General features: G+C 39.7%; 18 protein-coding genes and 1 other annotated feature (1 of these 19 cut by a window edge). All 18 genes read right to left on the bottom strand.

The window, feature by feature from the left end; genetic code table 11:
• Nucleotides 1-4 precede the first annotated feature (4 nt).
• Complete coding sequence (locus PG086_RS03845; RefSeq protein WP_268704336.1) at nt 5-445, bottom strand: ASCH domain-containing protein; 441 nt, start codon at nt 443-445, stop codon at nt 5-7.
• Entirely contained in the window at nt 442-1290 is an 849-nt protein-coding gene (locus PG086_RS03840; RefSeq protein ID WP_270747866.1) for a putative PEP-binding protein, read from the bottom strand. The genes PG086_RS03845 and PG086_RS03840 overlap by 4 nt, the downstream gene beginning before the upstream one ends.
• A 43-nt stretch (nt 1291-1333) precedes the next feature.
• On the bottom strand, nt 1334-1939 hold the full coding sequence (locus PG086_RS03835) for a DUF6707 family protein (protein WP_084921018.1): 606 nt from the start codon (nt 1937-1939) through the stop codon (nt 1334-1336).
• A 61-nt stretch (nt 1940-2000) separates the two neighbouring features.
• Nucleotides 2001-2372 carry an Imm51 family immunity protein gene (locus PG086_RS03830; RefSeq protein WP_000568346.1) on the bottom strand — a complete coding sequence of 124 codons (372 nt, stop codon included), beginning with the start codon at nt 2370-2372 and terminating at the stop codon, nt 2001-2003.
• 242 nt (nt 2373-2614) lie between these two features.
• Nucleotides 2615-2770 (bottom strand): hypothetical protein, encoded by a 156-nt coding sequence (locus tag PG086_RS03825; protein ID WP_197018556.1) that lies wholly within the window; start codon nt 2768-2770, stop codon nt 2615-2617.
• 17 nt (nt 2771-2787) lie between these two features.
• Nucleotides 2788-3210: an SMI1/KNR4 family protein gene (locus tag PG086_RS03820; RefSeq protein WP_033584059.1), complete on the bottom strand. Its 423-nt coding sequence runs from the start codon at nt 3208-3210 to the stop codon at nt 2788-2790.
• A 17-nt stretch (nt 3211-3227) separates the two neighbouring features.
• Nucleotides 3228-3563, bottom strand: coding sequence for a hypothetical protein (locus PG086_RS03815; RefSeq protein ID WP_033584057.1), 336 nt, complete (start codon nt 3561-3563; stop codon nt 3228-3230).
• Between the two features lie 42 nt (nt 3564-3605).
• The gene (locus tag PG086_RS03810; protein WP_270747865.1) at nt 3606-4304 is read right to left on the bottom strand and encodes a 3-oxoacyl-ACP reductase; all 699 of its coding nucleotides are present in this window, start codon (nt 4302-4304) and stop codon (nt 3606-3608) included.
• On the bottom strand, nt 4297-4533 hold the full coding sequence (locus PG086_RS03805; RefSeq protein WP_033584053.1) for a DUF2829 domain-containing protein: 237 nt from the start codon (nt 4531-4533) through the stop codon (nt 4297-4299). Before PG086_RS03805 ends, PG086_RS03810 begins: the two co-directional genes overlap by 8 nt.
• 114 nt (nt 4534-4647) lie before the next feature.
• Nucleotides 4648-5463 carry a hypothetical protein gene (locus tag PG086_RS03800; protein WP_033584051.1) on the bottom strand — a complete coding sequence of 272 codons (816 nt, stop codon included), beginning with the start codon at nt 5461-5463 and terminating at the stop codon, nt 4648-4650.
• 114 nt (nt 5464-5577) lie between these two features.
• Nucleotides 5578-6627: a DNA/RNA non-specific endonuclease gene (locus tag PG086_RS03795; RefSeq protein ID WP_033584049.1), complete on the bottom strand. Its 1050-nt coding sequence runs from the start codon at nt 6625-6627 to the stop codon at nt 5578-5580.
• A gap of 167 nt (nt 6628-6794) precedes the next feature.
• Nucleotides 6795-9047, bottom strand: a complete 2253-nt coding sequence (locus tag PG086_RS03790) for a glucosaminidase domain-containing protein (RefSeq protein ID WP_270747864.1) — start codon at nt 9045-9047, stop codon at nt 6795-6797.
• 110 nt (nt 9048-9157) lie between these two features.
• Nucleotides 9158-10144, bottom strand: coding sequence for a dihydroorotate dehydrogenase (locus PG086_RS03785; protein WP_270747863.1), 987 nt, complete (start codon nt 10142-10144; stop codon nt 9158-9160).
• Nucleotides 10107-10907: a dihydroorotate dehydrogenase electron transfer subunit gene (locus PG086_RS03780; RefSeq protein ID WP_270747862.1), complete on the bottom strand. Its 801-nt coding sequence runs from the start codon at nt 10905-10907 to the stop codon at nt 10107-10109. The genes PG086_RS03785 and PG086_RS03780 overlap by 38 nt, the downstream gene beginning before the upstream one ends.
• Nucleotides 10908-11153: 246 nt before the next feature.
• Nucleotides 11154-11534, bottom strand: a complete 381-nt coding sequence (locus PG086_RS03775) for a VOC family protein (RefSeq protein WP_000157150.1) — start codon at nt 11532-11534, stop codon at nt 11154-11156.
• A gap of 57 nt (nt 11535-11591) precedes the next feature.
• Nucleotides 11592-11951: a 50S ribosomal protein L20 gene (gene rplT / locus PG086_RS03770; protein WP_000124830.1), complete on the bottom strand. Its 360-nt coding sequence runs from the start codon at nt 11949-11951 to the stop codon at nt 11592-11594.
• Nucleotides 11952-12002: 51 nt separating this feature from the next.
• Nucleotides 12003-12203 (bottom strand): 50S ribosomal protein L35, encoded by a 201-nt coding sequence (gene rpmI / locus PG086_RS03765; RefSeq protein ID WP_001125942.1) that lies wholly within the window; start codon nt 12201-12203, stop codon nt 12003-12005.
• Nucleotides 12204-12235: 32 nt separating this feature from the next.
• Nucleotides 12236-12766 carry a translation initiation factor IF-3 gene (infC, locus tag PG086_RS03760; RefSeq protein WP_000848184.1) on the bottom strand — a complete coding sequence of 177 codons (531 nt, stop codon included), beginning with the start codon at nt 12764-12766 and terminating at the stop codon, nt 12236-12238.
• Between the two features lie 15 nt (nt 12767-12781).
• Nucleotides 12782-12877 (bottom strand) — a sequence feature (ribosomal protein L20 leader region); it runs 36 nt beyond the window's last position.

The raw sequence follows: 12877 nt of genomic DNA, 5'->3' as shown, positions 1-12877 counted from the left end.
CATTCTACAGTGGGTAGACCTTGCGAAATTCTTCCAAAACGACCTTGCTATCAGGTGTAAAAGTCAGTCTAGCCTCACTCAGACACTCCGTAAAAAAGGCCTCATGAACCTGGCGCCAATAGTCCAAAGATTTATCCCCCTCACCTTCCTTGTAGGCATGGTCAGCAGAAACTTGATGAAAAGGCTGAACGGAAACCTTGGTAATTTCGACAATGCAGACAGCCTGATCTTGACTGTCTAAAATGACGTCAAAGGTACCTTCTCGCGGAAGAGGTTCGTCTTCTAGTGCATAGAGGTCATAGGCTGATGCAGTTGCCGTCTTTTCACCTTTTAAAACCAAATCTGCCAAGAGATCGGCTTCCACTCCAAAAGCCCAGGCATCTATCTCATCTCCAATCACGGGGTTAATATGCTTATACGCATTCCACATTTCTTGAGGTGTCATGGGTTGCTCCTTTGTAATTTTTTACTTTCTTCTTTTACACGTTTGAGGTGGTCTGGATGGTCAATCTCTAAATCAAAAATCTCTGGAATAGAACTGTAGTGGATAATACACTTGATACCCATCTGATTCATTTTTTGTATGAAAGAAGCATTCAGATAGCCTGCTACAGCAAAGTCAATCTTTTTCATCTTCGCTTTATCCTGCATCTGTCTTAGCATATCTAACATAATGGGACTTTCCATATCATGCCATTGACTATTTCTCACAGTCGCAAAAACAAAAGAAGTCAAATCATTCATTCCAACTATAATCTTTGAAATACCCGTTTCCAGTATCCTGTACAAGTCAAAATAAGCTGACGGTAATTCAATCATTGTGCCGATTTTCCCAGTAAAACCATGCTGACGTAATACTGTAATAGCTTGTTTTAATTGGTCGGCATCATTGACAAAAGGAAAGATAACAGACAGATTGGGATTTGTATGATAAACTTCTGTAACGACATTTGCCTCAGCCTGAAATTCATTCGGACACGCCAGCAAACGCCTTATCCCTCTATAACCAAACAAGGGATGATTTTCATCAAAATGCTCTTTAGTCCCCTCTAAACAATTAGCTTCTGTATTTGTTAACTCTGAAAAACGATACCAAACCTCTTCATCTGAGTACAAGGAGCAAATGGTATCTAGATAATCTTTTACAAATTGCTGACAACTTGCTAATAGGATGTTTTGATTAAGCTCTCTCAGTAAGTATTCCCCACGAATCATACCAACATGATGCAATAGTTGTGGGTAAACTTTTTCAACAATTTGCTCTCCACTAAGGGCTAGCTGGTTTTTCATAGCCATTCACCTCTTTCCATCCTTCAAATTTAGCCACACTTCCTCATCCCTTAAAAGGGAAAAGGCTAACAATACCTTGCTCCTTGATAAAGCTTTGTAATCTTTCGATTTGTTCTTCTATTTTAGACTGGATATCCGCCTCGTCCAGAGTTGATTCCGCACTAAACAACTGAAGTTTTAACAAGTCTGCTAAGTAAAGTAAGCGCCATTCAATTTCAGATGTAAAGGTCGAAGCTTGCTCGATTTTTGCAAGCTTTTGTTCCAAAGTATCACCATTCAAAAATCTCTGATGTACTCTCCTTCTTATTTTTCTAGTTGATTCCTCCCCAGAATCTAGTGGACTTAAAAGGAGATTTTGATAGATGGACACCTGATTTTCCGTCTGCTTTTCCATATAGGCCAACAAGACTATCGAACTCTCAACAAAGGTCCAACTATTATAATCTCCTTCAAAGGGAATTTGTAGCAAAATATCTAACAACTTTTTAGCTAGTTCTTTTTGACCATATAGATAGAGTAAATAAGCAAGGTGATTAAGAGACTCAAGATAGGAACAGTTGGTCTTCTTGTACTTTTTTAATATTTTTTCTACATAGGGTTTTAAATCAGAATGATTTTCCACTAGCTCAAATACTTCTATCAGCTTCATCTTAACTCCTTTGTGTCTTTTCCCTAGTCAAATATCTAGTAGTTAAAGCTTTTCTAATCAGCTAATCTAACTCTGCTCGACTAAACAAGTCTATCATAGACTCAGAATCGTCGCAAAACTCCTTAAAACCTAAAGCAAATGTTGCTAAGGCATCAATATTGGAAGAATAGGCACAAAACATACTCCCTTCTGGATCAAAGTCAATAGATTCGCTTAATTCAGGCATTTTTTCCTCTAAAAATATCAAAGCAAGAGATGCCCAATCGTATCCATTTCCTTCGAATCCCTCATCTTCCCGAGTGTCGAATACTTCCTGTCTGTATTCTCCATCAGGATAATAAATGAGCGACCCTCGAACACTTTGTGTCTCTTCATCATGGACTAAAAATTTAAAAGGTGAAATTTTTTTATTTACCATTTTGTAATCTATCATTTCTTGACTCCTTACTGTATTCGCTTATGTTTAATAGAACTATGCAAATCCAGCTTAGTTACTAGGCAAAGGGAATAAAAGTATCATGTTGATTATAATAAATTAAGGCATCGACCAAGTATTCAGGGCTTGCGTCTGGCTTTTCATCCAATGCACTAAAAGGACATCTATCAGATGCTCACCATAATATACCAGATTAAGATTTCTCTCTACTACTTCCCACAGGGTAGACATCTTTATCATCAACTACAACTGGATAATCCGACACCAAAATAAAGGCTATCGAAAGCCAAATTCCCTTCATCATTGTCATAGAGGCAAAAGTCATCTTGAGTACATTGTTCTAACTTAACTTGCTCTAAAATATCTGCTAGTGAAAAGAATTGGTATTTACGCATGATTGCTCCTTTTATTTCTACTCACCTTCCACAAAACTAGTCAGAAAAGCCTCAAATGAAAGCCATTGACCAAAAATCTCAGCTCTTTCTTCTAAAACATAGTAGTAAACCTTGCCATAATCTTCTTCCCTTAGAGACAGAGCATAGTTTCCAGACCCAGGATCATAGGCAAAATGAAGGAGGTCTTTAGCCTGAAATCCAGCAGGAACAACCTCATCGTCAAACCAGTTGAGGGCCTTCTCCATCTCCTCTAATGAATAAAAAGCATTGAAAGGAAAGAGATGTTTGTCATCATGAACACCAGACACACAAGATTGACCACCATTGTACTTGAGATAAAAGTTTAACATGGCTTCCGGCAATTTCTTTCCGAGGTTCTCCTCAAATTGTAAAAGGTCTTCTCTTGTAATTGGCTCATTCGCATCTGTTGCTCTCAGCATAATTATCCCTCCGGTTTTTACAATCTTTCTTCTAAGACCTTGTCAATAAAGTCATAGACAGTTGCAGCAACTTTTTGCATTTCTAAAGAGCCCAAAGCACCCAAATCATTTTCATAAATGCAATCATCAGCATTTTTCTTGATAAAGTAGGCCAAATCTCCCTCTTGACCAATCATAAAGAAGTCTGGTTCATCTACTTCTATCTGATAGGTCTCATTACGCTCTAAGAGATCCTCCTTAGAATATAAACAGATACCTGAGTCACCAATCTCATAAGGATCCACTTCGTCCCATTCCAATAAAAACTGATGGTAGAAACTTGGAAACTCAAATCCAAATATATCTTGTTCCATCTTTAACCTCCAATAGTGAACAATGCAAACTGTACCAAAGCATCACTTCAAACTCCAGCCACCATCCACTGTCAGGATTTGTCCTTGCATGGCGCTCGCCTTTTCACTTGCTAAGAAAAGGCTAATCTCTGCTACTTCCTCTGGCTCAATCCAGCGCTTGATTGGCGTTTCACTAGCCACCCAGTCAGCCAATCCACCTGGTTCAAAGTCCGCAGCGGTCATAGCTGTCTTGACTGCTCCTGGAGCAATCCCAAAGACCTGAATACCAGCCTCAGCATAGTCTAGAGCCAACTGCTTGGTAAAGCCAGCTAAGGCGTGCTTAGACGAGGTATAGGCGTGACCACCTCCGCCAGCTAGACTTGAAGCAATCGAACACATATTGATGATGATTCCTTTTTTATTTTCCAGCATTTGCGTCAAATAATAACGAGTCAACTCGACAGGAGTCATATAGTTGATTTCAAAAATCTCTTGAATTTCCTGGGCTGATTGTTCCAATAGGGGTTTGTAAGCATCCAAAACTCCTGCAGTATTGCACAAAACATCCACCCGAGGGCACCAGTCAAAAACAGGTTTCAAGTCCAAGGTCAAATCTCTCTGTAAAAAGTAGAAATCACCCTCCAAGAATGGATTTTCACCTTGATCAACTCCATATACTTGATAACCCTTCTCTAAAAAGAGGCGGGCTTGAGCCAGACCAATCCCTGAACTTACTCCCGTAATCAATACACGTCTAGTCATGGACTTCTACCCAGTCCGTCGCCAAAATATCACAAGGTGTCGGGCTCCACATGGAAAAACCTTCCCCTTCTCCAGACACGTTGATTAGGAAATAAGGCGTCACTTCAAGTGCAACCCCGTTTTGCTCGATGGTGTCAAAAAGTTGGACATAGTTTTCTGCCCCTCCCCAACCAGTTCGTACATATTTTTTCTTAGCCTTTAACCCAGGCAGGATTTCTTCAAAAGTCATGATGTTCTCCTTTAATTCTACATTCTTCATTTAATTATAACAAAAAACCGTTTTCCAACGGCTTTTTGACTGTGTCTTAATTCAATAAAACAAATAGCTATCCAATTTTTTTTATTATTTCAGTTCAATTAATTTATTGTAGATTTTCTCAGTCAGTTCTTTCTGTTGCGTTCCTGTTAAATGGTGCGAAGTGCGAATTAATATGGTTCCATAAACATAGTGTGATCCCGGATTCAAAGCAGTTCCATCAAAAGCACTAATATAAGTATTGCGTTTCTCTGCATCTTCTTTTGTCTTATAAACCTCTATATTTCCACCAGCATCATTACCTTTTTGAACAATATCTGAGCCTTCTACAGATTCATTCACTTGCTTGTCAACAAAATATACAGACGCTGTATACCCACCTTGTTTATTTAATTTTTTATTAGGGTCATTATCCTCCGTAACAGATTGTACTCCAGTAATTGATTCAATTTCTTTGAGTCTTTCTTCAATAAAAGAACTTGAAGGATTTGTAATTTGTTTTAATTGAAGAATGCTATTTTGATAGTGAATCAATTTTTCAGATAAATTCTTTTTTGTTTCACTATAATCTAATGGTTGACTTAATTCTTCAATTTGCTTCTCAATCTTAGCAGTCGCTTTCTCCATTTCTGGTGCTTTACGAAGTGAATCTTTGCTATCCTTTATAGTTGATTTCAATTCTTCCAATGTCTTAGAATCAAGAGGTTCTTCATCATTATCAACAACCTTTTCAGCCTCAGCTATTTGATCTTCAACTTCTTTATTTTTTTCATTTAAATCCTTTACTACATCTTCAAACTTAGTCACAGCAGCTTGATGTGGCGCATAGGACAAGAAATAGTAGCCCAGACCAGAAATTCCTATGATGAGACACATTGACAATATCATTATTTTTTTCTTCATTTCAATCTCCAAAAAGTATTTAATATCTTCACAATTTTACTATAATACATCAAAACAAGCAACAAAAAAACCGTTTTCCAACGGCTTTTTGACTGTATATCTACTAAATTCTTCCTACCACTGCAATCCAGCTTCTCTGATTTCTTTCTTAGAAGCAAATTTACCATTTGGTCTGTGCCATCTCCCTTTTCTATCTCTGAAGTAGCCACCTGAATTTGTTGATTGCGAGTTTGATTCCTGGCTTTCTTCCTTTTCTTGTGCGGCTTGGCGAGCTTTTTCTTGCTCTTCTTCTTTTGCTTTCTTTTCAGCTGCTTCTTTTTCCTCAGCCTCTTTCTTGGCTTTTTCCTCAGCTTCCTTCTTGGCTTTTTCCTCAGCTTCCTTCTTAGCCTTTTCTTTTATCTTTGCATTTTCAACTGTATTTTTAGCAGTACCATCCAAATAATTGATTTCCGCATTAACTGAAACATTGTCTAAAACGACATGCGTCACAGAATACTGATCAACCTTTTCTTTACTACCACCCAGCTTGATTTCCAAAAGTTTGCCATTTTCATCTATTCCCACATACTGCAATTCAATCTGTCTCGGAATCAATTCATCTTTTTGATAGATTGGGGTCACCTTGTAGTCAAGATAGTAGTTTGGGTGATTAGCCAGCCAAGAGTCCAACCGATTTTCATAATAAAGCATGCTACTTTGGTTTTGGTCATCTGTTCCAGAATAATTTCCAGCATTGAGCCAGTTAGTCATAGGAACCAAGTTTTTCTTTTCATCGTTTAATCCACTAAACTGGTACCCAACCAAATGACCACGACTCATCAACCAAGCTTCTTTTTTACCATCACCATAAAAGAATTTATAATTGTGCCAACCAACCGGGTTATAACTTATCTTAGGCTCTCTCTTCTCTTTTGGTTCATCACTGTCCTTAAGTTGAATATGAGCACCTGTTGCGCGTGATTTAGAATCTAATTCTCCAAGTTCTAGTTGCTTCTCATTTTTAAAAGGCAAGAGTCCAGCTTCTTTAAACAACTTCTCATCAAACTTGATTTGCTTCTGTTCAATTTTTTCTTCTGGGACCTTTGATTCCGCCTTATGTCCAGAACAAGCAACTAGTGTTGTGATTGAAATCAAGGCAATTGAGAAGGATAGTAGCTTTTTCATAAAAATCTCCTTTTTATATGGTGATTAGATTAATATCTCCTATTACATTTTACCATCATTTTGTTAATTGTTCAAGAATAAATATACTGTTATTATACTATTTCTCCCCCGATGTCCAAAACAAAAACGATAACCACTTTTCAGTAGTTACCGTTGATTTCTTTTGATTAGTCTTTCCCACCAAGTTTGCTATTGATGGTCATCATGATGCTGGCTATCTTCTCACCCCAGTATGGATCAGAAGCATAGCGAACATTCATACCAGAAGCTTTGTTCCCAAGGTGGTCTCTGCCATAGTCGATGTAGTTCTCACGAATCCACTTGGCTGCTCCGAGAATTCCTTTGTCCACATCATCAAAGCTCTTGGCTGATAGATATGGGGTAGTATCATAGGCTGCAATACCAAAGAAGTTGTTCTTATCTCTGGCAATTTGACTGCGTCCCCACGCACTTTCAAGAGCGCTATGTGCCATTAGGTAAAGAGCATTGACACCGTAGCGTTCCTCAGCTTCTTTGAAAGTCGCTCCTTTACCTGCAAGAGGACTATCCTGCAAGTTCATCAACGAATACAGTTTATCCAATTCAGCTGCACTATAATTACTTGGTTCTCTCAAGTTTTTATAAAGGAAAGGATTTTTAATGGTAAAGCCGTCAAAATGCTCCCCATCAGTTGAGTAGTACTTCTTACCAATAATCATTGCAGATGTGTGTGGAGCTACTTTGATACTCGTATAAGGAGAGAGTTCATGGTAGAGGAATTTCCCATCACTAGTATAATGAGGGATAAACTCGCTTCCTTCATCCACTGCTGTCAAATCACTTTGATTCATATAGCCAGACAAGCCAGAAATCGAAACTGCAAGTCGGCCACCTTTTCGAGTAGAGCTATCCAGTGAGACAATGCTTCCTTGGTTAATATAACTCAAGATTTCTCCAGATGCACTATAGACATAGGCTGTGATGGGTTTAACTTTGTAATATTTGGTTTTATCCGCAACATGCCATTTACCGGAAGCATCCAAGGTATGACCATCTACAGTCTCGTTTTTTGCCATGTAACCGCCTGATTTAAGGTAGTACCATGATTGGTCGGATGAATCGTAGATAAGCTCTTTCTCAGCCATCTTCCCGTTTGACTTGAGGTAGAACCAATTGTTCTTGTACCACACCCACTCACTTGCAGCCATATAACCGCCAGATTTGAGATAGTAATAACCATTATCCCAGATCCATTCTTTATCAGCATAATTCCCATCAGAGTTGATATAGAACCAAGAGTTATAATTCTTATCAAAGAGCCAACCTTTATCTGCTTTTGCTCCACTGCTCGTCACATAGCTACGGTCAATCCAAGTTTCTGTGGAGAGGTAGCCACCGGATTTGAAATGGTAATCCTTGCCTTTGATCGTTTCCCAGCCTTTTTCAGCATAGGTTCCGTCTGCTTGCAAGTAAAACCACGAGTTATAATTCTTGTCAAAGAGCCATTCGGATTTCAGTTTAGCTCCACTCTTTGCAACATAGAAGCGGTTAATCCAACGTTCAGTAGAAAGATAGCCTCCAAATTTGAAATGGTAATCTTTACCTTTAATCGTTTCCCAGCCTTTTTCGGCATAGCTACCGTCTGCTTTCAAGTAAAACCAAGAATCGTAATTCTTATCAAAGAGCCATTCGGATTTCAGTTTGGCTCCACTCTTTGCAACATAGAAGCGGCCAATCCAGCGCTCGGTAGAAAGATAGCCTCCAAATTTGAAATGGTAGTCCTTTCCATCTATGGTTTGCCAGCCATTTTCAGCATAGGTACCATCTTGTTGAATGTAGAACCAACTGCTATAGTTGTCATCATAAATCCAACCTTGTTTGACCTTATTACCATTTTCTGACAAATAGTTCTTACCAAGCCAAGTACTTTTCAGCATTTTACCTTGAGAATTAACGTAGTATTGGTTCCCACCTTGAGTGACCCACTCATCTTTGGCCATCTTGCCATCTTCTTTAAGGTAATATTTTTCCTGACCTTGTTGGATCCACTCATTTTGAGCTTTCTGACCATCAGACTTGAGATAATACCAGGATTGTTTTTCTTGGTCAAACACCCATTGATTCTTGACCTTAGTACCACTTTCAGCTACATAGTACTGGTTAATCCACGTTTTTGTAGCTAATTTTCCAGCTTCGTTAAAATAGTAATCCTTATCACCAACAGTCAGCCAGCCGTTTTCTGCACGTTGTCCATCAGCCTTAAGATAAAACCAATTCTGATACGTTTGGTCAAAGATCCATTGGTTGGTTACTTGTTTTCCATCAGCTTTGAGGTAAGTCTTTCCTTTCCAAGTCCCTTCATCTGCTTTTGCTGTTTCTACTACAGTAAAAAAACACCCCAATAAGCCAGCACTTACTAGGGCCACTTTCCATCGTTTCATTTAAATGCTCCAATAACGTTTTCTAAACCCTATTGTAACATAGTTAACCAACGGAAATATTACAAATTGATGAAGATTCTATTTCTTGTTGACGATAAGGAGTGTCTAGCTTATCTCAGACTGGCTTTGACTTCCTGACGGAGATCTTCCAAGCTGCTAATGCCGTATTTGTCCATGACTGTTGGTAAATGTTCGATGATATCAGGACAGGCATAAGGATTGGTAAAGTTGGCTGTTCCAACTCCGATGGCAGACGCTCCAGCCAGATACATTTCTAAAGCAGCTTCTGCCGAATCCACTCCTCCCATTCCAATAATGGGAAGGTCTGTTGTTTGGGCGACTTGACGGATGAGTTTTAGGGCTACTGGAAAGACTGCTGGACCTGACATTCCACCCGTTCCATTGGCCAAGATTGGTTTTCTGGTTTTTAGATTAAAGCGCATACCGACTAGAGTATTGATCATGGTTAATCCACTTGCCCCTGCATCTTCTGCTGCCTTTGCAACGGTGACGATATCCGTCACGCTAGGGGTTAACTTAACATAAACTGGCACATCAGAGGCTTCCACAGCTGCCTTTACCACTTCATAAGCTAGATCAGGATCTTGCCCAATCAAAAGTCCATGATTGCCATGATCCACATTCGGACAAGAGATATTGAGCTCGATAGCCTTTACATTGGCTGCCTTGGAAATTCCTCGAGAAACGGCAGCGTACTCTTGTTTTGAAAAGCCAGCTACATTAGCGATGATGGGAAGCGTAGGATATTCTCTCTCCAGCCAAGGCAACTTTTCAGCTAAAACAGCTTCTAAACCAGGATTTTGCAAGCCGATTGCGTTGAGCATACCAGCAGGTGTCTCTGCAACCCTGGGAGTTGGATTTCCAAAACGTGGTTCTAGAGTCGTTGCCTTAATCATAATAGAGCCTAAAAGGTCCAAATCATAGTACTTGGCATACTCTTGACCAAAACCAAAACAGCCTGATGCTGGAATGATGGGATTTTTCAAATCCAAGCCCGGTAGAGAAACTTGTAAACGATTTGTAGTCATCATTTTCTCCTTATAATACAACTGTTCCTGTGCGAAAAACAGGGCCATCTTCACAGACACGTTGGCTGACAGTCTCACTATCTGGCACTTTTAGGACACAGGCATAGCAAGCTCCCATCCCACAAGCCATACGAGATTCCAGAGATAGGTAGGCTCTTGGATGATCATAAAATCTTTGATTGATATACTTCATCATTCCAGGCGCTCCACATGAGTAAACAGCATCAAACTGACTATCTAAATCATTGATAACAACAGAAACATTTCCCTTGATGCCATAAGAACCATCATCTGTCGTTACAAAGACATGACCATATTGGACCAATTCGGTTTCGAGAATAACAGCATCCTTAGTCGCAAAACCGAGGACTGTCACTACTGTCACCCCACGCGCATGCAATTCCTTAGCCACCTCAAGCAAGGGTGGAACACCAATCCCCCCACCGACAAGGAGAACATGGCTCTGCTCATCTAGATCAGACAAGTCAAAACCATTACCCTGAGGTCCCATCACATCAAGAGTATCTCCCTGACTTAAGGTTGAAAAAATAGCGGTCCCAGCCCCCTCAATCCTATAAATGAGATGACACTGCTTATTTGCCTTATCAATAGACGAAATTGAAATAGGACGGCGCAAAAGATGGGCATCATCAGGCACACGCAGATGAAGAAATTGGCCGGCTCGCATGGCTTCAACCATCTCCCCTTCTAGGACTAATTCAAAGATTGCTGGCGCAATTTCCTCCTGAGCGACCACCTTCATGGTCTCCAAACGAATGGCACCAAAACGCTTCTTACACGTGGGATTCATGACTTTTCCTCCTTAAATTTAAGGGGACCAGATAAAGAAAAGACCTTGCTAATGCAAGGCCTCAGTTAGGTTAGGCTAGAACTCATGCGCACACTTAAAAAGTCTCCACAGAGAGTCCCCTATCCCTTTTATCTGACACCTTGTGAGTCTCTCTGGACTCCCCTTAAAGGTTAAATTTTTATTAGTATACTCTTTCAAAGAAAAAAAGTCAAGTAGAAAACGAACATTCTACTTGACCTTACTGGATTATTTTTCACGAATGACTTCGACCTTGTACCCATCAGGATCCTTGACAAAGTAATAGTTTGGTTGAGTTCCTGGAAGTCCATTAGGGGCTGTCACCTCATAGCCTTTAGCGCTATGTTCTTGATGTAGGGCCTCAAGGTCAGGTGTACTGAGGGCAATATGGGCGAAACCATCTCCTACCACATAAGGACCGTGATCATAGTTATAGGTTAACTCCAACTCGTAGTCATCCCCCTCAAGTCCTAAATAGACAATGGTGAAAGCATGATCTGGAAAATCTCTGCGACGTAATTCTTTAAATCCAAAAGCATCTTGATAAAAAGCAATCGATTTTTCAAGGTTTTCTACTCGCAAACAAGTGTGTAACATTTTTGAAGCCATATATTCTCCTTTATTTTTAAAAAGACTGGGACAATCCTGTTCCAGTCTTATCAATTATTATTTACCAAGTTTTGCTTTAGCTGCATCTGCAAGAGCTGTGAAAGCTGCTGCATCGTTAACAGCCAAGTCAGCAAGCATTTTACGGTTAACTTCGATCTCAGCCAATTTCAAACCATGCATCAATTGTGAGTATGAAAGTCCGTTCAAACGAGCTGCCGCATTGATACGAGTGATCCACAATTTACGGAAGTCACGTTTTTTCTGACGACGGTCACGGTATGCATAGTAGTAAGAGTTCATTACTTGTTCTTTTGCAGTACGGAACAAGATGTGTTTAGCTCCATAGTAACCTTTTGCTAATTTAAGAATACGTTTACGACGTTTGCGTGATACAACGCCACCTTTAACACGTGCCATGTTTTATTTCCTCCAAATATTTCCTAGAATTGTTTACTTACTGTTAGGCTATTATTTCAAGCGAGTAAGCATTGCTTTGATACGTTTGAAATCTCCTGAATGCACCATAGATGCTTTACGAAGATGACGACGTTGTTTCTTAGTTTTTCCGTGGAAACGGTGAGAAGTGTAAGCACGGAAACGTTTAAGTCCACCAGAACCTGTACGTTTGAAACGTTTAGCTGATGCGCGGTGTGTTTTTTGTTTTGGCATGATTTTTTCTCCTTTATTTAACTTTCTGACAATTATTTTTTGTCAGTTGCTGGCGCCAACTGCATGAACATTTGGCGTCCATCCATCTTAGCTCGTTGTTCGATGATCGCAATATCTTGTGTTGCTTCAGCAAACTCAGCTAAAACTTTTGCACCAATCTCTTTATGGGTGATCATACGCCCTTTAAAGCGAATAGATACCTTAACTTTATTTCCTTTTTCAAGGAACTTGCGTGCATTGCGAAGTTTTGTGTCAAAGTCACCCTTGTCGATAGTTGGACTCAGACGAACTTCTTTCACAGTAACAACACTTTGTTTTTTACGTTGTTCTTTTTGCTTTTTCTGATACTCAAATTTGAACTTACCGTAGTCCATAATCTTAGCAACAGGCGGTTTTGCTTGGGGTTGAATCAATACTAAGTCAACATTTGCACTATCAGCCAATGCTTGCGCTTCGCTGAGTGGCTTGATGCCTAGCTGTTCTCCCTCAAGACCGATCAAGCGAACTTCACGTACACGAATTTCATCATTGATGAATAAGTCTTGCTTTGCTATGGTTTTCACCTCTTTTTTATTATTAGAGAAAAACAATAGCGGGCTCGTAATGATACAAGCCCGCACGTTATGATAGCGTTTCTTAGAAACTTTTCATCCGTAGGGCCAGGCAACTTGATG

It is taken from the genome of Streptococcus halitosis, from assembly GCF_027691175.1.
GTDB lineage: Bacteria > Bacillota > Bacilli > Lactobacillales > Streptococcaceae > Streptococcus > Streptococcus halitosis_A.
This window is presented reverse-complemented; position numbering and strand designations above follow the sequence as displayed.